General features: G+C 41.5%; 21 protein-coding genes. 5 read left to right on the forward strand and 16 right to left on the reverse strand.

Features of this window, described 5'->3' with window-relative positions:
• Positions 1 to 124 precede the first annotated feature (124 nt).
• From M472_RS23460 to M472_RS23470, 3 genes are all read left to right on the forward strand, one after another.
• Positions 125 to 1,234: an acyltransferase family protein gene (locus M472_RS23460; protein WP_022829226.1), complete on the forward strand. Its 1,110-nt coding sequence runs from the start codon at positions 125 to 127 to the stop codon at positions 1,232 to 1,234.
• Positions 1,235 to 1,386: 152 nt separating this feature from the next.
• On the forward strand, positions 1,387 to 1,950 hold the full coding sequence (locus M472_RS23465; protein WP_021068235.1) for a biliverdin-producing heme oxygenase: 564 nt from the start codon (positions 1,387 to 1,389) through the stop codon (positions 1,948 to 1,950).
• 98 nt (positions 1,951 to 2,048) lie between these two features.
• Entirely contained in the window at positions 2,049 to 2,687 is a 639-nt protein-coding gene (locus M472_RS23470; RefSeq protein WP_021068236.1) for a tetratricopeptide repeat protein, read from the forward strand.
• 96 nt (positions 2,688 to 2,783) lie between these two features.
• On the opposite strand, the gene M472_RS23475 is transcribed toward M472_RS23470, so the two are convergent.
• The 10 genes from M472_RS23475 to M472_RS23515 form a co-directional block, all read right to left on the reverse strand.
• The gene (locus M472_RS23475) at positions 2,784 to 3,179 is read right to left on the reverse strand and encodes a hypothetical protein (protein WP_144062600.1); all 396 of its coding nucleotides are present in this window, start codon (positions 3,177 to 3,179) and stop codon (positions 2,784 to 2,786) included.
• Positions 3,180 to 3,341: 162 nt separating this feature from the next.
• The gene (locus M472_RS23480) at positions 3,342 to 3,929 is read right to left on the reverse strand and encodes a hypothetical protein (RefSeq protein ID WP_144062601.1); all 588 of its coding nucleotides are present in this window, start codon (positions 3,927 to 3,929) and stop codon (positions 3,342 to 3,344) included.
• A 147-nt stretch (positions 3,930 to 4,076) separates the two neighbouring features.
• Complete coding sequence (locus M472_RS23485) at positions 4,077 to 5,081, reverse strand: toxin-antitoxin system YwqK family antitoxin (protein WP_021068239.1); 1,005 nt, start codon at positions 5,079 to 5,081, stop codon at positions 4,077 to 4,079.
• 64 nt (positions 5,082 to 5,145) lie between these two features.
• A complete protein-coding gene (locus M472_RS23490) occupies positions 5,146 to 6,003 on the reverse strand; it encodes a hypothetical protein (protein WP_021068240.1) in 858 nt (285 codons plus the stop codon).
• A gap of 205 nt (positions 6,004 to 6,208) precedes the next feature.
• Complete coding sequence (locus tag M472_RS23495; RefSeq protein ID WP_158499848.1) at positions 6,209 to 7,414, reverse strand: FISUMP domain-containing protein; 1,206 nt, start codon at positions 7,412 to 7,414, stop codon at positions 6,209 to 6,211.
• 8 nt (positions 7,415 to 7,422) lie between these two features.
• Positions 7,423 to 8,454, reverse strand: coding sequence for a DUF6528 family protein (locus M472_RS23500; RefSeq protein ID WP_144062602.1), 1,032 nt, complete (start codon positions 8,452 to 8,454; stop codon positions 7,423 to 7,425).
• A 13-nt stretch (positions 8,455 to 8,467) separates the two neighbouring features.
• Entirely contained in the window at positions 8,468 to 10,051 is a 1,584-nt protein-coding gene (locus M472_RS23505; protein ID WP_021068243.1) for a RagB/SusD family nutrient uptake outer membrane protein, read from the reverse strand.
• Positions 10,052 to 10,062: 11 nt separating this feature from the next.
• Positions 10,063 to 13,437, reverse strand: coding sequence for a SusC/RagA family TonB-linked outer membrane protein (locus tag M472_RS23510; RefSeq protein WP_021068244.1), 3,375 nt, complete (start codon positions 13,435 to 13,437; stop codon positions 10,063 to 10,065).
• Between the two features lie 76 nt (positions 13,438 to 13,513).
• Complete coding sequence (locus tag M472_RS0122280; protein WP_021068245.1) at positions 13,514 to 14,683, reverse strand: FecR family protein; 1,170 nt, start codon at positions 14,681 to 14,683, stop codon at positions 13,514 to 13,516.
• A gap of 45 nt (positions 14,684 to 14,728) precedes the next feature.
• Positions 14,729 to 15,298, reverse strand: a complete 570-nt coding sequence (locus M472_RS23515) for an RNA polymerase sigma factor (protein WP_021068246.1) — start codon at positions 15,296 to 15,298, stop codon at positions 14,729 to 14,731.
• A 450-nt stretch (positions 15,299 to 15,748) separates the two neighbouring features.
• On the opposite strand from M472_RS23515, the gene M472_RS23520 reads away from it, so the two are divergent.
• Positions 15,749 to 15,997 carry a hypothetical protein gene (locus M472_RS23520; RefSeq protein WP_021068247.1) on the forward strand — a complete coding sequence of 83 codons (249 nt, stop codon included), beginning with the start codon at positions 15,749 to 15,751 and terminating at the stop codon, positions 15,995 to 15,997.
• 133 nt (positions 15,998 to 16,130) lie between these two features.
• The gene (locus M472_RS23525) at positions 16,131 to 16,382 is read left to right on the forward strand and encodes a hypothetical protein (RefSeq protein ID WP_021068248.1); all 252 of its coding nucleotides are present in this window, start codon (positions 16,131 to 16,133) and stop codon (positions 16,380 to 16,382) included.
• Between the two features lie 216 nt (positions 16,383 to 16,598).
• Here M472_RS23525 and M472_RS45335 read toward each other — a convergent pair whose 3' ends face one another.
• The 6 genes from M472_RS45335 to M472_RS23550 form a co-directional block, all read right to left on the reverse strand.
• Positions 16,599 to 16,736 carry a hypothetical protein gene (locus tag M472_RS45335; RefSeq protein ID WP_021068249.1) on the reverse strand — a complete coding sequence of 46 codons (138 nt, stop codon included), beginning with the start codon at positions 16,734 to 16,736 and terminating at the stop codon, positions 16,599 to 16,601.
• Between the two features lie 120 nt (positions 16,737 to 16,856).
• Positions 16,857 to 17,039 carry a hypothetical protein gene (locus M472_RS23530; RefSeq protein ID WP_021068250.1) on the reverse strand — a complete coding sequence of 61 codons (183 nt, stop codon included), beginning with the start codon at positions 17,037 to 17,039 and terminating at the stop codon, positions 16,857 to 16,859.
• A gap of 92 nt (positions 17,040 to 17,131) precedes the next feature.
• Positions 17,132 to 17,470, reverse strand: coding sequence for a hypothetical protein (locus M472_RS23535; RefSeq protein ID WP_021068251.1), 339 nt, complete (start codon positions 17,468 to 17,470; stop codon positions 17,132 to 17,134).
• A gap of 15 nt (positions 17,471 to 17,485) precedes the next feature.
• Positions 17,486 to 18,808, reverse strand: coding sequence for a TolC family protein (locus M472_RS23540; protein ID WP_021068252.1), 1,323 nt, complete (start codon positions 18,806 to 18,808; stop codon positions 17,486 to 17,488).
• Position 18,809: 1 nt separating this feature from the next.
• The gene (locus tag M472_RS23545; protein ID WP_021068253.1) at positions 18,810 to 20,972 is read right to left on the reverse strand and encodes a peptidase domain-containing ABC transporter; all 2,163 of its coding nucleotides are present in this window, start codon (positions 20,970 to 20,972) and stop codon (positions 18,810 to 18,812) included.
• Between the two features lie 161 nt (positions 20,973 to 21,133).
• The gene (locus M472_RS23550; RefSeq protein WP_022829227.1) at positions 21,134 to 22,213 is read right to left on the reverse strand and encodes an HlyD family secretion protein; all 1,080 of its coding nucleotides are present in this window, start codon (positions 22,211 to 22,213) and stop codon (positions 21,134 to 21,136) included.
• Between the last annotated feature and the right edge of the window lie 51 nt (positions 22,214 to 22,264).

Consider the following 22,264-nt stretch of genomic DNA (forward strand, 5'->3'; position numbering starts at 1 on the left):
GCTTCTAAGCACTATACTTTTACAAAAAAAACACTAGCTTAGTGTAAGCAATCAACTGATTTTTAAGACTAATCAGTACAGCAACCCATAACCTACATACAGAAAAGAATAGTAAAGACCATTTATGGAACCAACGCAAAAAAAGAATAAACGCCTAGCCTCTCTAGACGCCCTAAGGGGATTTGACATGTTTTTTATCATGGGATTGGCAGGGGTAATAATTGCATTTACCAAACTATTTCCCGATTCAGCATCCATGCAGTGGTTGGAACACCAAATGCACCATGTGGAATGGCATGGCCTGACACACCACGACACGATATTCCCTCTGTTTCTATTTATAGCAGGGATATCATTTCCATTTTCTTTGGACAGTCAGCGTCGCTATGGCAAGAGCAATAAGGATATCAATCTAAAAATCATCAAACGAGGTATCACCTTAGTCTTATTAGGAATAGTCTATAATGGTTTTTTCCAACTTGATTTTGAAAATATACGCTATGCCAGCGTATTGGGCAGGATCGGTTTGGCCTGGATGTTTTCAGCCCTGCTATTCGTTCGTTTTGGCACGAGGACTAACTTAGCAATTTCGATATTGCTCCTAGTAGGCTACTGGCTCGCCTTATGGCTGATTCCAAACGCTAACGATCCCTACTCTTTTGAAGACAATCTCGTGGGCACTGTAGACCGTCTGTTATTGCCTGGCAAATTGATCTACGGATCTTTTGACCCTGAAGGTCTGTTGAGCACCATTCCTGCCATAGCGATGTCTATGTTTGGTATGTTTACCGGCAAATGGATACAGATGCCTATCGAACAGTATTCCGAAAAGAAGAAGATAAGCTATATGCTCGCCGCAGCAGCTTTACTGATCATTATCGGCTATATATGGAGCCTACAGTTTCCAATCAACAAAAAACTATGGACCAGCTCTTTTGTTTGTGTCGTATCGGGAATATCTTTGATCTTGTTTTCACTGTTCTACTATATCATGGATGTAAAGGGATACACCCGCTATGCTTTATTTTTCAGCGTGGTAGGGCTCAATTCGATTACGATCTATCTTGCTCAGGAAATTGTACCCTTCAGCAAAGTATCGAATTACTTTTTAGGTGGTATTATCCGCTTTCTACCTGACACATATGGTCTGCTGTTAGGAAATATTGGCTATTTTACGGTCTGTTGGCTGTTTTTATACTTTTTATACAAGAAGAAGATATTTCTCAAAGTGTAATGCTGTACTAGAATGACAGGCTTACCTAATCGCCCCCTATAATTAAGACGACCGATCATCCCTTTTCATACACGATAAAGCAAAATTCAGTTTAAAAGAATTGAAATAAATACGAATATTTGTATAGAAGCGTTTTAAATAAAACTGAAAATATGTTAAGTCAAAATATCAAAGAGAATACGCACGCTGCCCATCAAAAAACAGAGGGCATCGTCGTGCGCCAGCTAAAGGCAATCCGCTCCGAAGCAGACTATGCCGAAGTACTAAAAGGATTTTACGCATACTTTCGTGCGGTAGAAGAGAATATTGCTCCTTTTGTAACGCCCCAAGTGCTACCGGATGTAGCGGAAAGACGCAATTCTTCTTATATCCGAAAAGATATCGAAGTACTGGGTGGCACGGTAGATAATCTTCCTGCAGCTAGCGCCCCATCGGTACACAATATACTGGAGGCTTTGAGCTCGCTATACGTATTGGAAGGCTCTATTATGGGCGGTCCATACATTGTACAGATGCTCAACAAATACGGCATAGGACGTGGAACATCCTTTTTCGAAGGATACGGTCCTCAAAGTGGACAGATGTGGGCAGGATTTACCGCTGTGCTGAACAAGTATGGCGAAGATCCGAACGACCATCAAGCCGCCATCGATATGGCCAATGAGACCTTCCGACAATTTGGAGAGGTATTTGCTACGGTATCTTCTGAGAACTAAAAAATACGCCTGCGATAAATAATCGCAGGCATTCGCTATCTCGACAAGCTATCCTTAGAGGCAGCGTCTTTTTTTGATGAAATATATGATCTTACTAAATGAAAAAAAACAGGCACTTCAGTATAGAGAGAATCAGCTTAGCTATAATCTTAGCGGTTTTGACAGCATGCAGCAGTTCCAATGAGGATAAGGCTGATCGCCTCAATCGTGATGGACAGACAGAGGAAGCTATCGTGCTCTATAAAAAAGCAGTCGAAGAGGGCAGTATAGAAGCTATTAGTAAAATTGCCTTGGCATACAGTAACACCCATCAACCCGAGAAAGCCAAAGAATACTATAAAATGGCTGTTGATAAAGGGGATAAAAAAGCAGCAGGAATACTTGCCAACTTGAGTCTGAGGGACGAAGCATACGATGATGTGATCACTTATCTAAAACCTGTTGTAGATGCCGGAGATACGACTCAAGTCTATACTCTGGGAAGCGCCTATATAAAATTGGGCAAATATGATGATGCAGTACAGGTATTACTGAAAAATAAGAACAGTGTATACGTTAAAGCTATATTGGGTACGGCATACTATGAACTAGGCGATAAGGAAAATGCCGAAAAATATTGGAAATCGGGTGTATACGATCATAAATCAGGAGGTATTAACTCCTACAACAAACTCCTGGAACTCTATAAGGAGCAGGGACGGACTACAGATTATGAAGCACTGGAAGGGGCCTATTAATAATATACAAGAACCTGTAGAAAGCAAATAATATTAATATTATCTAAAAAAGGCGCAACTCCAATGGGGGTGCGCCTTAATAGATTGTAAGCACAGTTACCTGTCGTATTGAATCGACCAGTCAAATGGGGTTGTACAGGGATCACAGTCAAATTTCAACACTTTACCTAAGCATTTTGCCTTTTTTCCTTTCTTGACAAATACATAGGCAAGATCCAAATATTGTTCAACTTCTTGACCGCTTTCATCTCGGCCTTTTAATATAACAGAGTAATATTTTCCTTCGTCATCTTTTTTGTAAAACACTTCGTTTACTGTGACCTTTTGAGGGAGGTCATCATCGCAGCAGCTACACCATAAAATAACAATAGGTTCTTTTTTGAGATAAGCAACAGCAGCCTCTGCCTGCTGCTGTGTCAATGCCTGGAGCTGATCCGCACGGGACACAAAAGCGGTGCACAGTAACGCAAAAAGTAAAATGAAATTCTTCATATCAAAATATTTAAAAAACATGTTGAACAAATATTATGCCTTTTGGTAAAGAAAGCGAGTGTACAATGCTATCTTTTTATTACTGATAAAAAATGCCTCAATAAGTTAGAGATTTATTGAGGCATGTCTATTTTGAACAGTTTATATACTGAAAATTCCTAATTAATCGATAGCAACGACTTTTCCGGCATCATCAATCTTGAATTTAAAAGGGTAATAATTCTGACTTACCATTCGTCCATTCTGTGTCTTTCCCTCGCCTTTCTTTGTGGTATTGATCGTAAAAAGTTGTTTTATCTTGCCGTCATCACCTACCGTAAATTGATAATCTGCCAACGCATAGTTTTCATACTCCTCAGGTATAAGGCCTGCCGCCTCACCGACCTTATAAGGAATAGGCTCTACGTCAAACTCCTTAATAGCAACAGTTTTTGTTTTTGGCAAATGGGTCATTTTCTGCTTCGACCCGAAAGTTTCAGCGGATTCTTTCATTCCATCGGAAGAACTGAATACATCTTCCATTTGCTTATCTCCATCCCAGTATACCGCAGTGAGAGTACCAAGCTCGCCATACAGCTCATCTTTGGCTTTGATTGTCAGTTCCTGTACTTGTTTCTCTCCATCAAAGTTCTTATCAATGATCTGCTTTACGGCCTTACCTCCCCCTTCATTTTGCGGGTATATACCCCCATCGCCACAAGAAGTCATCAAAAGTACGCTAGCTACTGCAGCAAAAATTGTAGTTTTCATTTTTCGATTATTAATGTTTTTATTCCTATTCTTTTGAACCACACCAAAACTACAGATATTAATCTTATATACCCCGAAAATCATATCATGATTTACAATTCGCTAGGATAGAATATAAAAGCGTACGGATTGTAATCAGTAAGATGTCTAATCCGCGGGGAAGTGTTCTATCTTTACAAGATTACCAACCTCATCATAATACTTCCATTCGCCACAGGGCTTCCCATTCCTATAGCCACCGTAAAAACTGACTTTACCATTAGTGTGGTATTCTCGCAGATCAACGTCGGTATTTCCATCTTCGTCTTTGCTGTATAACAAAACCTGAGTCAACACCCCAGAGTTGTCATAATGCTTCCATTCGCCCGACGGATCGCGATCCTTATAGTTTCCCTCCTTGCTTAACTGACCATTTTCATGATAGAATTTGGCGGAATTTACCTGCCCAGAAGTACTATAAATCATGCTTTGCAGTAGATTTCCTTTATCTCCAAACATTTTCCATTCGCCTATTTTCTTACCGTCCTCATAATGGGCACTATCAGATAATTGTCCATTCCAATGGTAATTTTTCCACTCACCGGTCTGCTTGCCACTCTCGTAGCGACCAACTTTTTCAAGTTGCCCGTTATCGAAATAATACTTCCATTCGCCGTCTTCGACATAGCCCACACGATTACCAATCCTTTTTAATTGACCTTTATCATTATATTCTCTGAATTCGCCCTTTGGCTCCCCTTGCTGATAGTTCCACACTTCCCATAACTTACCATTGAGGTGATAAGTCCTCCATTCGCCGGTGGCATTGTCACTCTCATAAGTGCCTTCTTCGCCAAGTTGTCCGTTTGATTGATAACTTTTAGAGACTCCCGTTCTATTTCCGTTTACATAATACACGGTCTCCCGCAGTTGCCCATTCTCATGATACGTCTTCCACTCTCCGGTCCTATTTCCTGCACTATCAAATTGTCCTACTGATTCTAGTTTTCCGTTTTCAAAGAAAGACTTCCACTGTCCGCTTTCTATACCTTTAGCATCAAACTGCCCACTCACCTTTAGCTTACCACTAGGATAAAAGATTTCGTGTTTCTTTTGTCCGAAAACAAATACGTGTATCAAAAGTATAGACGTCAGTATGACCAGCTTTTTCATCGAATTTTGTACTATTTATAACCCCTTATACTCGCTTATTATTCCTATCCTGTTAACAAACGGACTAAAAACTGGGATCGGTGATGGGATAATACTTGATCAAGACATCTTTTCTAATATTATCCTTGCCTAGCTTTTGGCGAACGACAGACGTGTTCACCACTGTGATGTATTTCACCGGGTCACCATTGGATTCGAAAACAATGACTTCAGCGAAATTGGTCGAATCGATATTTTCCATCGGTTGCTTTAACAGGCTCAAATCACCTGCATCCAATGTCTCTATCAACTCATCCTTACTTTCGATGTAAGGAATCTTCGCAAACGGCTTGCGCCTGACCATCCAGGCATCGTTCTGTTCTGAAAAAGGTTCGGATGCCTTACCAAACATCACAGCTAATACAACACTGATCAAAATCACAGCAAATTCACCAACCCACAGTGCCCACAGGACAGCACCACTTACTGTCGAGCTACCCTCTACACGAAATGTTCCGGCTTCATTCAGAGCGACAATCTCTTCTACCAAGGCTTGAGGATGGGTAAACAAAAAGAATATATTCTCCAAGAGTGCCGTAAATCCTTCCTGATCACGATTTAAGGAAAAGCCATTGGTATTGTACATAAACTCATCAAAAAATATCCATTGCATATAATAGGCCAGCAAGCCGTAGAATACCCCGATAACAGCTGCGACCTTGATATTCCTGATTTTTCCAAGGCCGATTCCCAGGTCGATAAAAAAGCCCAGTCCAAGGCCAAACATAACGGCTGATATTGCCGCAAACCAAATATTGGGAATCCAATGGTTGACGAGGACATATAGAAGAGGCAAAAGAATGCAGCCTAATATTCCAAAAAGAACGGTTTTCAATATTCCTGTGAAGGAAAAAGCCCCTGAGGGGATGTATTTTTTAATCATGCAAGTTAATATTTGCGGGCAAAAGTAAATAAAATCGGAAACCAATAGCAAACTTGATGCCGATTATCACTTTTTGTAATTGACAACATCGCTCTACCCTACTGTAGTGGAAAAAACAATAACGTAAAAATAGCGTCGCCTAGATTTCTAGACGACGCTACAATCGCACATGGTCCTTCAAGACCATGAAACGACAATACAATTACTAATAATTCGCCACACAACGTACACAATGTCCATTGAGGCCTGAATCTGTACCATTTGAAAAATTGGCATTTGCGGACCCAATAGTGAGACGCAATGGATTATTACCAGCATTCGCACTCAAAAAAGCGACCCAATGGTAGGAATATAATCCCTCTTGTTGGAAAACTTTACTAGCCTCGTTCCAACGGCCACTAGGGAGGATATTAAAATCGATCTGCGTACTCAATTCTTTAAACAAAGGATAGGCTCCACTGGGAAAGTTCGCATTACCGCCATAATTGAACGTTGTCCCTCCATCCCAAAGTCCTCCAGCAGACTGTGGACTACTCCCTTTCAGATAAGGCCCTACAAGGCCCCAGTTCGTCAATGTAATACTATTTATCACGCCTACCTCTCTTCCCCAGCCAATAGTATAGCCATCTTTACTCGCTCCGATTTCCGCCAATGTACTACCTGGTATATTATATTCAGCCTTAATAGACACCAATAGATCGTACCAATCATTGACGTTGGCGAGATGCCAGCCTTTGGGACAAGCGCCTTGGATCTGTATATTGGCAGAGCTCGCTGTTGTACCATCAAGTCTGAAGGCATTACCAGCATCATCCACCCCTGCATAACCGAATTTGTACGGATTCTGTGCAGCTGTCGCTTTAGAAATACCCGTGATCGCCTCCGCCCATGTGTACAGCCGCCCATAGACAGCCGACTTGTTCACATTATTATCATATGCCCAACCTAAATTGCCATCGGCACCTTTTTCGTTCAGATTTTCTAACATCCAGGTCTTGGAGCCAAATCGCTTAGTCTTATAGCCATCCAGGCTCGGTGGCGGGGTCAGTATCGTAACCTCTTTATAAAACCATCGCGTATAACTGCTTTTATCATTCTTAACAGCAGTTACGCCCAAAGATTTGACAGGAATCACACCTCCTTCAACAACACCTTTTACTGTAATACGACTGGTTCCCTGTCCTGCTATCAAGGTTAGCATATTCGGCAACTCCCATTGATAGGTAATACCAGTATCCTCGTCAGCAATGTAGAAATCAAACTCTTGTCCCCCATCTATAGCCAACGATATTGGCAGTGAAGTCTTGATAAAGTCTGGCTGTGGAATAGTGTCTTCACCGTCCTTGCTACAGCTCAAAAGAAAAGAAAAGCTCAAGAGCAATACCAAACTATGGCAAAATATTTTTTTCATATTCATGATTATTTTGTCTGTCTATAAAGGTGATCGGATGGGTAACTGAAAGGATTGTCTATAAACCACCTTGCTTTGTACATCTTGTACGAGTCTTTGAAAAAAGCACTACTCCCTCTGCTATTTGTCACTCTATTGGTCCAGTACGAAGTCGTAGGTTCGATAATGAGTGTGCCAAATCCCGCAGGACCGTCGCTTATGGACTTAATATTGCGCTTGGAATAGGGATGCTCTGTAAACTTCTCCTTGGCAATATCAAATATATAAATCTTGGAACCCGTGGTTAGATAAAGCTCCTCTTTTCCATAGACCGGAAACATGTCATGAGGATCCTTATCCGGAAGTGGATAAAAAGTAGCCCCTTTAATCAAGTTAAGGTCACCGTCTTTATTCTCGTACGTAAAGGTATACAGATACTGGTCATCTGTGGACCATAGTATGTTCTTTTTGTGATCCCAGACCACATTATGTGCAAAAGTGTGGTTATAGCGTTTGTACTCCTGTTCAACATAGGCCTTCAAAGAGTCAACTTTATATAATTTTAACGCATCTCCGAGACCATTGCTAGATGTACTGCTTGCCATCACGATATTACCGTCTGGTAATAATTCGGCAGAATGTGGGCTACCAACATCGCGTGTATAGAACATGATTTTTTTGTCGCTGATTCTAATCAGTGCAACACCACCGCTCGAGGCAGTGAGGAGCACATACTGCTTTTGATAGACAGCTTTTGCCTCATCAATCTCTCTGAACCAAGCGGCTTGTGTGGCACTGAGATGCTCACTGGCTTTCCAGGTCCAGAGTATACCTTTACTCAATGAATCTATTATAACCACCTGCCCCTCGGACTGCTCGCTGATCAAGATAGGCCGCTGACTATCTTTAAGGGCAGGTACGGGATGATTTTCTTCGCCACTATCACCAAAGGGATCTGAAAAGTCTAATAGGGGGTTCTTATCTGCCGAACAGGATAATACGAGTGCCATTAATGGCAGGAATACCCCTAGTTTTAAATACAGTCGCAAATTATTTTTCATGTCTATTTCTGATTTATTCACCCCAACCTGGGTTATTTGGTTTAAGATTCGGATTCAACTCTATTTGGGTGGTCGAAATCGGCCACCAATAATCCCGAGCTGGATTAAAAGAACGGGAAATGATAACTGAACCGTCAAACTTTTTAATCACCTGGTTCATAGCCACCTCAGCAAGTTTCCAACGTCTGAGGTCATTATAATAAAGTCCCTCACCAGCAAACTCTATACGGCGCTCGTACTGTATATGTGTACGCAATAGATCTTGATCAGCTCCAGGAAACGCAACAGCTGTAGATGCTGTAAAACCAGCACGCTTTCTAATTTCACCAAGAGTACGTGTCCATACTGCTGCATCTAGCCGCCCCAGTTCGTTCATAGCCTCGGCATACATCAATAGTACATCGGCATAGCGCAGTACCATGTAGTTTATTTCGGACATATTTTCTCCAATCTGAGCCTGTTCCGTGCTAACCGCAGCTGCATCGTAAATGCTATATTTCTTAAAAGTATAACCGGTCTGTATCACTTTGAATACGGTATTACTCCCATTTGCCTTTACGGTTTCGCCCATAAATGTAGCTCCTGGGTATACCACCGTCATCTTAAAACGTGGATCAAGATTATCATAGGCTGCCGAATTTGCAAAACTGGAACTTGCTCTGGGCTTACCGTCTATCATCCAATAAGCATCTTCAAGATCTTTGAGCGGCGCGGCATTATTATATTGCCTTAACGCAATATCAAAACTACTCCCTAAGTTTGGTTCGTTGACATTTTGTATGTCAAATATATGCTCGACACTATTTTCACCTGCAGGCAGGAACAATTGCCTATAATTAGGATAAAGGTTATAGACATTCAGATCCATCACCTGCTTGGCAGCTGCAGCGGCGGCTTCCCATCGATCGGCCGCATGGCTAGGGTTCAACAAAGGAGAAGCCTCGAAAAGTAAAAGACGAGCTTTCAACGCCAGACTCGCGCCCCGTGTGGGTCTACCAATATCACTGTTCTGGCTGTAACGTACCGGAAGCAATGCGGCTACTGCATCCAACTCTTTCACAATAAAATCCACGACCTCTCCGTGAGCTGTGCGCGGATAGTCTTTCTGCTCCAACTCTGCTTCTTTAAGAATCAACGGAACATCCTTATAATATGTAACTAATACTTGGTACAATAATGCTCTTAGAAAGCGTGCTTCAGCCTTCATCTGTGCAATCTCTGGTTTTGAAAGCTCTTGGTTCTTATCTATATTGTCCAGCAATGCATTGCACCGCCCGATACCGCGATAAGCGGCTGTCCAACGTCCATTGAACAAGGCCAGATCAGGCGTCTGCGTGCCCAATGCGACACTGTTCCAGCCTAGCCTGTTATCATAATTGTATGCATTGGGAGTCGCAGACTCTTCCCAAAGCGGGGAGGCATTACCGAAGAGATACTGATCTTTTAAAGCAGCATAACATCCCGTAAGCCCTGCTTTGGCGGTTTTAGCTCCTAACCAGAACGTCTCTTGGTCATATTTGTCCGTAGGCGATACAGTCAGTTCACATGAGGAAAGACTAACCGCTGCAATAACGCATAAAAATATATTCTTAATCATGGGATATATGCTTAAAAATTCAAATTCAATCCTATACTATAACTCTTCAGGTTGGGGTATTCATACAGGTCCCCTTTTGTCGTTGTCAACTCAGGATCCCACATCTTAAACTTACTCCAGGTCAACAGGTTCTGTCCACTGATATACAGGGCTGCCTTGCTGATACCTGCCCGATCCAACCACCGCGACGGCAAGTTGTAAGTCAGAGAAATATTCTTCATCCTTAGGTAAGAAGCATCCTTTAACCAAAAAGTAGAGTTTATAAAATTTTCACCGGCATCAGTATAAGTGGTCAGTAAAGGCAACGCCGCATTGGGGTTGGAGGGTGTCCACGAATCGCGAGCCCAATCTTCGGTGACACCGGCTCCGTTATTGAATGGAAAAGCAACATTGCCAGTAGGATAGACATCGACGTTGGCAACACCCTGGAACTGCGCATCCAGCATAAACTGTCCATAGCCCAACCGTGCAGAGAAACCATAATTATAATCAGGTATGGTATTTCCTGTGATTATTTTATCGGCATCATCTATGTAATTATCACCATTGGTATTGGCGTATCGTATATATCCGGGACGCAACTTAGAACGGGTACCGTACACAGCCTGAGCATTGTCGATCTCGGCCTGGTTCTGATAGTAACCTTCAGCTTTGTAGAGGTAGTACGAATTGATAGAATGTCCTTCTTTAATGATATAACGTCCCGAAATAATCTGTTGATCAGCAATATCGATCACTTTATTCTTGACATAGGAGACCGAACCTTGCATCCCATATTTGAACATTCCGACCTGATCGGCATAATCCACAGCCAGCTCCCAACCTTTATTATCCACTTTGCCCAAATTGACCGTAGGTCCCGATAAACCGCCAACTTGGCCCGGTATCGCAATGGCTCGTAGGATATCATAGGTACGCTTATAGAAATAATCCCCAGTGATGTTCAGCTTATTCCAGAGATTCATATCAAAACCAATATTGTAGGCTGTAGTAGACTCCCAACGGATATTCCGATCCGCTAATGCTGAAGTAGCGGCACCACCCGTAGTCACTCCTCCAAAGCTATAGTTGTAACTATTATTGATATTGACGGTACTATTGTACGCGCCATTCGCCACTGCCTGGTTGCCCAGTTTGCCAAGAGATCCTCGTATCTTGAGACGCTCGACAGCTTTACTATCGAAAAAATCTTCTTTGCTCAACATCCATCCCAATGACATCGACGGAAATAATGCCCATTGATTGCCCAGAGCAAATCGAGATGACCCATCGTAACGGAGACTACCTTCTACCATATATTTTTGTTGATAATCATAGGCGAGCCGCGAATAAAAGGAAGCTAAGATATCCTTGGTCGAACCTCCTGTAGCCTGCGCATTTGTTTGGTCAGAAAGTGCATTCAGCTCATAGAGGCTATTGTCGTAAAAGCCCCAATTGTACGCTTGAAATCCTCTACCATCATTAATCTGATAATCCTGACCAAACATAGCATGGACATTATGCTGTCCAAACTCTTTCTCAAAGACCAAACGGTGCGACAAAGTGAACTGCTTTTCTAGAGAGTCCCAATCTTTGATCCGTGGGGCAGTACTATTGAAATTTTTGACGTCGCCAGTCTTGGGGTCTACGGTATACATCTGAGGTATAAAATCCTTGCTGAAATGATCCACACGCCGATATCCCAGCGTATTATGATAGGTCAGATTGAACGGTAGCTTGTACTCTATATTGAAGTTGGTAAGTGTCTCTTGATAATCACGATAGGTAAACCCCTGTTCCACTTCCATACGAGGGTTCTCTATGTTATTGCGTCCTGGTGTATACAACCAACTCGATCCATAAAGATTGTTTTTATGATAGTCTGATATAATGGGCAGTCCCCGCATAATGACGTTAAATACCGTACCTGTACCATAACCAACTTCATTAAATTCTCTCAGATTACCAATAATTCCTGCATTGATCTTCAATCTAGGTGTAGCCTGTGCAGATACCTTGACGTCAAATGAATACCGTTTAGCATCATCATTGGCAATGAATATTCCTTTCTGATTCATATAACCTCCACCTACAGTGAATGTATACTTATCTCCGCCCCCCAAAACACGGGCATTGTACTGCTGTAAAAATCCGTTGTCCAGAGTGATGTCAAACCAATCGGAAGCAGGATATACAGACGGATCGGTCCCCATGCCTGCACGGTACTCGTCTATCTGCTCCTGGCTATAACTCAATGCAATCTTACCCGAGTTAGCCTCTGCCCTATTACGCATCTGCATATAAAGGATAGGATCGTTAACAACCTCCGGCAAAAAACTCGCTTGCTGAATACCGGCATGGCTTCTCAACTCTATCTTGGTCTTTCCAGCCTGCCCTTTTTTCGAGGTAATCAGAATTACACCATTGGAAGATTTTGAACCATAAATAGCGGCAGACGCATCTTTTAAAACAGTAATCGTCTCTATATCCGCTGGATCGATTTCATCAAAACTGTACTCTATTCCATCCAACAGAACGAGCGGATTAGCGTTATTCAGCGTATTCACACCCCGGATACGGATTGTCGTGGCATCCTTCCCTGGCTTAGCTCCAGCTTGATTAATCCAGAGACCAGAAGTACCATACAGTGCCTGAGAAGCATGTGTCAATGTCTGTTTCTCTTTGTCAACCATATTGACAGTAGATACCGCCCCATTGACCAGGTCTCGCTTTACGGCTCGATATCCGACCACGACGACTTCGTCTACAGCTTCCAAAGCTTCTTTCATATGAACCTCTATCTTAGATTGATCAGCAGTAAGCTCCAGTCTTTCAAACCCAAGATAGGTAAATAGCAGTGTCGGTCGAGCAGAAGAGGCTTTAAGAGAAAAAACACCGTTTTCATCACTTACTGCTGTCGCTCCGCCACTTCGCTCGATGACAGAAACCCCCTTCAAAGCCTCTCCCTTGCTGTTCCTGACCACCCCAGTAATGAAGTGTTGCTGCACATCCCGCGTACTCACGCCATCCCCTTTTGTCGGAGAGGAAGCATTTTTGCTCAATATGATATTCTTGTCTACAATCGAATATTTCATATTGTACCGTGATAATACTTCACTCAAAACTTTCTCAAGTTTGGTATTATGAAAATCGACCGTAATCTTTTCACTTTTTGAAAAATGGGTATTATCGTAAAAAATATGATATCCCGTCTTTTTCTCAATCTGCTTCAATGCTTCCGAAATGGTGATATTCTCTGCTCGTAAGGATATCTCCTGAGCCTGCGTCCAAGCAGAGACTTGGAGTGATCCTGTAAAAAAAAGTAATGCCGCAAGTTTTGATTTAGAAACTCTAAGCAGAAGCCAGGAAGGAATCTTCCGGATACTCTTTTGGTTGAATTCTGACATTTTTATTAATTGGTTTTAAAAAGGAATGGTTGTTTTATATCTTGATTTTCACTAAAACAATAATTAGGACCTATGGTTACTTCATTACAAAGACCCTCCTTCCCTCTCTCTTGAAATTAACAGAACCGGTTAGACTGATCGTGTTCAACAGCTTATCAATATTTTCAAAGCGGGATAATCGACCTGAAAACCGACTGTCACTACGTATATTTTCAAATTGGATTTCGATATCGTACCAACGTGATATGTCGGCCATGACCTGATGGATAGAAGCATTCTCATAGGCAAAAAGACCGCTCTTCCACGCGATAGCATAACTCGGATCTACCGATACGACGGCAAAGTCCTCGCTATCCGGTCTCAAAGTAGCCTGCTGCGCAGGTTTTAGGTATTTTTCGACCTGTTTGCTGTTCAGCTTCACACTTCCTTCAACCAAGGTCGTAACAATGGATTTGTTATAAGAGTTAACATTAAAAGCAGTACCCAATACCGTTATAACCTGTCCTTTGGATTTGACTTGGAAAGGAACCCGCTCACCCGCCTCTTTAACTTTGTTCACTTCAAAATAAGCTTCTCCTTCCAAAAGCTCCACCCCTCGGTTCTCCTTCGCAAATCGGATAGGATAACGGAGATTTGAAGCAGCATTGAGATAGACTTCAGTACCATCGGCCAATACCACATTGTACTCCCCACCTATTGGCGTTACGATATTATTATAGATAGGACTATCTGAACCGTCAAGCGACGCGTAAATAATCTTTCCATTTTTGTCCTTATGGATACTATAGCCATCCAGCACAACAGAATGCCCTTCTTCTAGGCTATCCAGATGAATCTTTCGACCATCAGCCAGTAGAACATGTGCCCGCTGCCCCCCAGGTACTACCTCAATATGCGCTTGTTCATTCTGTTCTCCAGCCTTATTCCAGGAAGGGACGAAGTAGTAACCCAGTGTCAAGATAGCAACAGCGGCCACACTCCAACTCACCAAACTATTGATTCGGAAACGCCGACGGCCTGAATGGCTAAACTGACCGCTGATTCGCGAATCTGAAGAAATAGCATGGAATAATTCTTCATGAGATTGTGGTGAAGAAAGTGCAGAGAGATCATGTATGATATCTTCGAATAATAGATCTTCAATATCATCTTGATCAAAGGCTTGTTTCAAGCGTTCAAAATCTGACGCTGAAATCGTCCTATCTTCCAGTTGCTTTAATAGTGCTTTTATCTCTTCCTTGTCCACGATTATGCTGTTTATAAGTATAATCGCAACCTATCGGAAAAAGGACTATAGAAAAAACAAAAAAAATGATAAAATCAGATTCTGGAAGCGAGCGAGCTTAAGTTTTATGATTTTTGTGGCCGATATTAATTGGTTTTTTACGGTATTTTTAGAAACACCGAGATGATCAGCAATTTCCTGATAGCTTTTATTTTCCAACCTGCTCAACAGGAACACCTGCTTTTGCCGTAGTGGCAGCTCATTTACAGATCTGTCAAAAGCTTCCTGTATCTCCGCTCCCGCAATACGCTCCAAAACAGTATGTTCTGCTTCGCTCCAAAGTGCTCCTAATTCGTCCATATAGCGCTTGGAAGACATTTTACGTCGGTAGGTGGAGATTGTCTGCCGCTTCACGACTGTAAACAGGAAGGGATAGATCTGCTCCGGCGTACTAAGCTTGTCCTTCTGTAAAAAAAGCTGAACAAAAGCCTCTTGAACAATCTCCTCAGCAGTACTCTCGTTTTGAGTCGCTTCTACAACGTAATACATCAAGACATGCTGATATGTTTCAAAGACCTTTTTAAATGCCTTTTGATCATTGTCCAAAAAATCCTCAAAATCTTTGTCTGTAATCATAGAGATAGCATTGCTTAAGACGATAACGTCATAAAAAACTACTGCTGATAAAGGTTTATACTACTCGATACACGAAGATAGTTAATAACCTACATATCCAGTGCACAAAGCTAGATATCATAATATTAACATAAAGTTAAATATTGCCAGAATAAGATTGCAGCTATATAAACCGATTAGTGCTTTTCGTGCCTTGTAGAGATATTAGATTCTTCGAGCATTCAGGTCCTATCGTTCCTTTTTTGTTACAAACGAGTCCTGTTTTCCAACCAATGATAAATTTATTTATTTTCGTATGGCCGAAAGCCACATAATATTGCCTATCTCCTTCCAATCCGTGATTTTAGCTGTTTTTCATTTGTGCCATCTGATTACAAATCACTGAAGAACAAGCTTAATATACTCAAATTCAAACCTACCCCTAAATTATTTTTTGTATATTAGTTTGTTATGGAACTAGCAAACATTACAAAACAAAGGCTTTTGGATGCTCAGAACAAAGGATACACAGCTATCATAACGACGTACAACTCCAATCCATTGGACCCCATCTGGACCTTTGAAAAAGTAAAAAGAGAAAGATTAAAACAATTTTCAGAAGAACTTACAGATACCTTTCAACTGTGCTACTCAATTTCTGAAGCAATCAAAACTATAGATGAATATGCCTTCATTGGGAAAGTAAAATTATTAGATTAGAATAGGTGGGCAATGCCCACTTTTTTTTATCATACACCATCCGGAATAACATAAAAACAACATAAAGATAACACCTATTATTCTTCATGTTATCCGTTTTGCTATACCTTTGGCCAAAATTCAAAGCCAAACCATGTCAAATTTTTTAGCATCAAATTTAACATTGAAAAGATTGGTCTTTATTGCCTTAGCGATTGTGAGTGTAAGTCTAACGATAGATCTTTTAAGCGCATGGGGTGACCAAAAACTTTTTAAAGACCTTCGGATCAATAGTACCCCAACTTTAAAAGCTTCTGGATATACAGACTCTATCCCTTCCAAATCTGAAAAAGCGACACAAATAAATAATGTTGATACGATGGCCGTTTCACATAACTATAAGTAGTCTTACCACTAAGAACACCATCCCATATCCCTTTAGAGCAATCCTATAGGCTCGCACGACAATGGCTCTTTGATAGTTTAAGAATCTTGAGGTCATTTTTCAATACCTGGATCTATAAAAAATAGGAGTCAAAAATATATTTCGACCCCTATCTTTGTTTTAAACTAGAATATGAACAAATAAATTACACCTAGTAATCGTGTCCTAAGCGTATGACTACGCGTTTGGACCTCTCCAACGATCAATAAGATCCTCAGCCATTGCAATTGTCGCATTAGCAGCGGCCTTGATCAGCCTTCCGATCACGCCACCACCTTGGATTTCTAACATTTCTTTTTCCGATAAATCTTTCATATGTATTTGATTAGTCACGATCCTATGGAAAATCCAGCATGGACATTCCGTAATCGTCTGTTTTGTATTATTAATAAAAAATAGGAATGGGGTGCTAGAGGCACCTCCGATTCACTTTAGTTAAAATGCCATTTGAAGCTTTCTTCCCAAAATCTTGTCAAATGGGTTAGGAATACAACCTCCTGGGCTGTTGATTCCATAGTCACCACCCTGTCCATCATTTGGATTCCAGACACCACCGTCCAGTTGGATTGTTTCTTCTAAATCTAACACAGTTAAGTTTTTGTTTTCTAAATTTTTCATAACGTTTATTTTTATTGTTTGTTTCTATTTTATATATCAAATATCCTTTAGTACAATGCATAAAAAAAGCATTAAACATTTTTATTAAGCCTTTAAAATGCCACCCCATTTCCTCCTACAAATCCTAGTACAGGCATCCCAAAAGACATAGAAGAAAAGCCCCCAGCATCATATAATCTAGTATCGACATCAGATAGCGGTTGCATACTAACCTGAATAAAAATCCGATAATCAAACTCATAAAAATAAGTCTGCAATGCACGATCGTATTGGATCGGAGCACCCGTCTCTCTCAGGTATTCTATAATCCGGGCCAAGCGGGACACCGAAAGGTCTAATCTTCTAGCCAGGGATTCTGGCTTACCGGTTCTTTTTTGCGATATCAACTTATCTAAAAGATTAAGTCTATCAATTTGCTTAAATAGTTGCATAGGAATATTTTGTTTTTATAAGGTTTCTTCAATAAAAAATTTAATCATTTTTGACACGAAAAGGCAATTGTACTTGGCTTGTAGCATTTCACTCTCGGCTTTCAACATATTGCTCCTAGAGCTGTTCAAGTCGTATATGGAGCTTTTACCGGCATCGTAACTCTTACTGGTAAATGCCAGCGCTATCCGTGCACTTTCGAGCATGTCCTGGGCGGCTTCGTGCTGATCCTGATATCCCCAATAGTCGAAATAGAACTTTTCGATATCTTGCTTTATCGCCAGATACTGTTGTTTGGTCTGAATGTCATTCTGTTGCAAATACAGTTTATTCTTTGCTACCGCATTTTTCACACGTCCTTTACTAAAGATGGGAATAGACAGACTGATGGCTACCTGCTGTGAGAAATTATCCCGCATCTGTGGAAAGAACCCTCTGTCTCCTGCCGTAACCAGACTATTAAAGTATAGACTCCCAAACAAGGCACTTCCTCTAACTACAGGGTACAGGTCAGACTTGATAATATTATGCTCGACCTCGGCGGCAGACCGCAACAAGCTCAGTTTCTTCAGCTCTGGATGATTGGACGCAGCTTGCTCTATAGCCTCAGGCAAGGTGTAGGTCAAATGAGCATGAAGCGCTTCCTGTCTTTCTTCGACAATATCGAAGTTGTTATAATCCTCCAGTTGCATCAATTGTACCATAGCCAGCTTAGCACGATCTACATCCAGCTTGGCTTGCTTTAGCTTTTGCCGCTCTCTCGCGAGGTTAGCCTGGGCCTCATATTGTACCGTCAATGCCGTACTTCCAGCCTCGGTAGTTTTAACAGCTTTTTCATACTGTAGGTTTGCATAAAACACCGCGCTATCTATCGACCGGGCAATCTCTTTACTCAGTTGGATTGCCAGATAATATTCGATTGCTTTGATGGCAATATTCCGTTTGAATAGAGCCATTTCTTCTTCACTCACACTAACCAAAAGCGTAGATTTCTTAATCTCATTCGCCAGTTTACCATGATTGTATATCGTAACATTCGCATCTATCCCCACTTCACTATTGAGATTATCATTCCTACGTGTGTTTCCAAACACATCTTGCCCCTGCCCAAACTTCGAGTACAGGTTTGTAAAACCTTTGACTTCCAATAACCTTTCATTCTTCGCGATCCGCAGCTCTACATGCTTCACGTCATTATTGACTTTACTATTTTGAATCTCAAGGTTATTCTCCTGTGCAAAAACAATACACTGCTGGAGATTCCATTTTTCTTGCGCCTGTACTTTTAGGCTAAAAAAATGACCCAATACAATAACTACCCATGCTATTATCCGTCCCATCTTAAACCTCCAGTGCTAAAGTTTGTTTATCCCACATACCGCGATAGATTCCGTCCATCGTGATCAATATCTCGTGATTTCCCTGTTCGACGACCTGTCCCGCTTTCAGCACTAAAATATTGTCGGCATGCGCGATAGTGCTCAATCTATGAGCGATTACCACCATCGTCTTACCAGCATCTTTAAAATCCTGTAGCGTTTTTTGGATGATCTGTTCGGATTCGGTGTCCAATGCCGAAGTCGCCTCGTCTAGAATAAGTATCTCCGGATCTTTGTACAGGGCGCGTGCAATAGCAATACGCTGCTTTTGTCCTCCTGAAAGCATGGCGCCATTCTCTCCAAGATAGGTCTGGAAGCCGTTGGGCAATTTCTCGATAAAAGGTAAAATCCCAAGACGTTCCGTTATCTCCAATATCCGCTGCACATTGGGAAAATCCTCTCCCAACGCAATATTATCAATCACATTACCTGAGAAGAGATCAATCTGCTGTGGGACAACAGAAACAACCTGGCGGAGTGAATGATTGGAGATATAGCTAAGATCATATTGCCCAATCGTAATTTTACCTTGCTTCAAGGGATAAAGATTCTGCATCAATCCGGCTATAGTTGTTTTTCCAGATCCGCTCTCTCCCACTATCGCTGTAGTCTCCCCTTTTCTAAACACACAATTGAACCCTTTGAATACATCCACCCGCGAACCATAACTAAAAGCAACATCGCTAAAGGTGACATGCCCAACATGAGCTGGAGTAAGATCCAACTTGTCTGTCGACTCTTCGCGCTCCAAGTCCATAATTTCGAACAGACGGTCCGAAGCAATCATGGCATTCTGAATAGTCTTATTCATCCCGATCAACTGGGTAACAGGTCCCGTAAAATACCCCACCAGCGCATAAAAAGAAAGAAGTTCCCCAGGAGTAATAATACGTTCAACTACGTAATTAGAACCCACCCAAAGTAAGATAATCGTGAATATACGGGAGAGAAACTCTGCAGAATTTGTCGAGAAAAGACTGTTCATAACCGACTTATAAACCGTTCTTAACAAGGTACTGAAACGGTTATCCGTTTTATTGTTGGCAAAGGTTTCCACTCCAAACTGTTTGATCGTACGGACGGAATTTAGAGATTCTACCAAATGGGACTCCAATTCGGCACCATCCTCCATCAGCTTTCGCTCCACTTTTTTATTCAATCTATTCGTCAGCCAATAAACAGCACAGTATAAAGGAATAACCAATGCCAGTATCAAAGCTAATTTCCAATAATAACTGAACATCAGTGCAAATGAAAAAATCACGATAAATACATTGACCACAATCTGTATGGACACGTCATTAATAAACGCTCTGATTTTGACCGCATCATTCACCCTTGAGATAATCTCACCCACTTTCATGGTATCAAAAAAGCGCTGAGGCAGTGTCAAAATATGCTTATAATAGCCCAAAATCAGGTATTTGTCTATCCGCTGTCCTGTCTCCAATACCATAATACTCTTCATAGCTCCGATAAAAATCTGAAACAATAGAATCAGCACCATAGCGATAGACAACAGGTTCAAAAGTCTTGTATTTCCATCGATGAGCACATAATCTGTTATCTTTTCAATATACAGCGACGTCGATAGTCCCAACACCGTGTATACCACAGCACCTATCAACGCTTGGATAGCAACCGTCTTATGAGGCTTTACCAAATTCCAGAACCTTCCGTAGACACTGACCTTTTCATTGCGCTGCTCGAAGTACTCGTTTGGCTCTAAAAGAATCAATACACCCGTCCAAATCTTTTGAAAATCCGCCATACTATACTTTTCGATCTTGCCATATGCAGGATCCATAACCTCTACCTGATTCTTATCTATTTTATAAATGACAACAAAGTGATGCAATTGCTCCATAACTACCACATGGGCAATAGCAGGCAAAGGAATCTGGACTAAGGCATCCATATTTCCTCTGACTCCCTTGGCATTGAATCCCATATCATTCAACCCTTGTGTCATCCCCAGAATATTGGTACCTCGGGTATCTGTGTGACATAACTGCCTAATCTTGGCTATAGGGAGATTGAGCCCATAATATGCCGCAACCGAGGAGAGGCAGGCTGCGCCACAATCCTTGATATCCTGCTGTTTTACTAAAGTTCCTTTTTTCATATGTATATAATTTCTTCATGACCCCTATGTCGATGGATCGCATTGACTTTTAATCGTTTTTAACCGTTTCGGATTACCCGGTACTATTTATTTTTTGACATGACAATCCCCTTAGAGCAACTCCTTGTTCTTTACGATTAGCATATTTCAGTAGCTTACTTTTAAATCAGATTTGGATTAAACCAGTCATCAACCCGATCAAACAGCAGTTGCCATAGCGTTCGATCCAATAAATAAAACCGAGCCGTATAGGTACTTCCTTTTTGGATCTCTCCTTTATACCCGTTCTTTAACTCAAGATGATTTTTTTCCATAGAGCACCGGACTTTAAAAAAGCTCTGCCCTCCCTCCGTTGCCATGATATTTTGATCAATATCCTCAACCTTACCGTCGATCATTCCCCATTGGTTATAATTGTAGGTATCAATCTGAAAACGCACCTTTTGCCCTTTCTTTATTAATCCGATATCACTGGGAGACACCATACATTCGGCAACAAGGTCATTATCCACAGAAATTTCAACAATGGGCTGCCCTTGTATTAAGAAATTACCCTCATTGACCCCCGATAGGTTGACCAAACGGCCTGCTATCGGAGCACGGATAACATAGTTCTCGCCTTCAATTTCTATTTGCGAAATATCATTGGTTACTGTGGTCAGTTGACGCTGTATATCTCTTTTTTGCGCCTGCCACTGTGCCATTTGTTGCTCTTCTAAAGCTTTGACCTTACTTTTGATATTCTTGAAACTAAAGTAGGTTTTATCGTATTCGGCCTGTGGGATGACCCCCTGTTCAAACAGCACTTTTGCTCGAGCCAGTTCTTTTTGAGCCAATTCCAGCTGTGCCCTCAGTTCTTCTGTTTTTTCCTGTAGCGTGCTTACTTCCTTCTGATACTGTCCTGTCAACAGATTGGAGAAATCACCTCTTACCAATTTGGACAAATCATGCAACTGCGCATTGTAATCACTACTCAACCCCACCTGAAGGTGTTTCTTAGACTCAAGGTGCTGGGATGTCACGACTAGTAGTGTATCCCCCGCCGCAACCAATTGGTTATTGAACTTGAGATTAGATTTGACAATCCTTCCACTAACGACCGAGGCTAACTTAGTATTCTCCGATACTGGACGGACAATTCCTCTTGAAGAAGTTGAAATGGGGATTTTAACAAGGGGCATAATTGCTATCACGCAGACAAGCATAACAAGTATGGAAATATAGATCGTGTTTCTTTTCATTTTTTATGTCCTTTAAGTCAGGCTTTATACCCCTTCCCGTGTTTCATCTTT

The sequence above is a fragment of the Sphingobacterium paucimobilis HER1398 genome (genome assembly GCF_000416985.1).
Taxonomy (GTDB): domain Bacteria; phylum Bacteroidota; class Bacteroidia; order Sphingobacteriales; family Sphingobacteriaceae; genus Sphingobacterium; species Sphingobacterium paucimobilis.

What these genes read in the sequence shown, in the direction of transcription:
- M472_RS45335 (WP_021068249.1), bottom strand. Translation starts at nt 16,736, where the DNA reads ATGAAAGATTTATCGGAAAAAGAAATGTTAGAAATCCAAGGTGGTGGC.
- M472_RS23470 (WP_021068236.1), top strand. Translation starts at nt 2,049, where the DNA reads ATGAAAAAAAACAGGCACTTCAGTATAGAGAGAATCAGCTTAGCTATA.
- M472_RS23545 (WP_021068253.1), bottom strand. Translation starts at nt 20,972, where the DNA reads ATGAAAAAAGGAACTTTAGTAAAACAGCAGGATATCAAGGATTGTGGC.
- M472_RS23465 (WP_021068235.1), top strand. Translation starts at nt 1,387, where the DNA reads ATGTTAAGTCAAAATATCAAAGAGAATACGCACGCTGCCCATCAAAAA.
- M472_RS23520 (WP_021068247.1), top strand. Translation starts at nt 15,749, where the DNA reads ATGGAACTAGCAAACATTACAAAACAAAGGCTTTTGGATGCTCAGAAC.
- M472_RS23550 (WP_022829227.1), bottom strand. Translation starts at nt 22,213, where the DNA reads ATGAAAAGAAACACGATCTATATTTCCATACTTGTTATGCTTGTCTGC.
- M472_RS23535 (WP_021068251.1), bottom strand. Translation starts at nt 17,470, where the DNA reads ATGCAACTATTTAAGCAAATTGATAGACTTAATCTTTTAGATAAGTTG.
- M472_RS23495 (WP_158499848.1), bottom strand. Translation starts at nt 7,414, where the DNA reads ATGAAAAAAATATTTTGCCATAGTTTGGTATTGCTCTTGAGCTTTTCT.
- M472_RS23540 (WP_021068252.1), bottom strand. Translation starts at nt 18,808, where the DNA reads ATGGGACGGATAATAGCATGGGTAGTTATTGTATTGGGTCATTTTTTT.
- M472_RS23490 (WP_021068240.1), bottom strand. Translation starts at nt 6,003, where the DNA reads ATGATTAAAAAATACATCCCCTCAGGGGCTTTTTCCTTCACAGGAATA.
- M472_RS23460 (WP_022829226.1), top strand. Translation starts at nt 125, where the DNA reads ATGGAACCAACGCAAAAAAAGAATAAACGCCTAGCCTCTCTAGACGCC.
- M472_RS23480 (WP_144062601.1), bottom strand. Translation starts at nt 3,929, where the DNA reads ATGAAAACTACAATTTTTGCTGCAGTAGCTAGCGTACTTTTGATGACT.
- M472_RS23515 (WP_021068246.1), bottom strand. Translation starts at nt 15,298, where the DNA reads ATGATTACAGACAAAGATTTTGAGGATTTTTTGGACAATGATCAAAAG.
- M472_RS23525 (WP_021068248.1), top strand. Translation starts at nt 16,131, where the DNA reads ATGTCAAATTTTTTAGCATCAAATTTAACATTGAAAAGATTGGTCTTT.
- M472_RS23510 (WP_021068244.1), bottom strand. Translation starts at nt 13,437, where the DNA reads ATGTCAGAATTCAACCAAAAGAGTATCCGGAAGATTCCTTCCTGGCTT.
- M472_RS23530 (WP_021068250.1), bottom strand. Translation starts at nt 17,039, where the DNA reads ATGAAAAATTTAGAAAACAAAAACTTAACTGTGTTAGATTTAGAAGAA.
- M472_RS23475 (WP_144062600.1), bottom strand. Translation starts at nt 3,179, where the DNA reads ATGAAGAATTTCATTTTACTTTTTGCGTTACTGTGCACCGCTTTTGTG.
- M472_RS23500 (WP_144062602.1), bottom strand. Translation starts at nt 8,454, where the DNA reads ATGAAAAATAATTTGCGACTGTATTTAAAACTAGGGGTATTCCTGCCA.
- M472_RS23505 (WP_021068243.1), bottom strand. Translation starts at nt 10,051, where the DNA reads ATGATTAAGAATATATTTTTATGCGTTATTGCAGCGGTTAGTCTTTCC.
- M472_RS23485 (WP_021068239.1), bottom strand. Translation starts at nt 5,081, where the DNA reads ATGAAAAAGCTGGTCATACTGACGTCTATACTTTTGATACACGTATTT.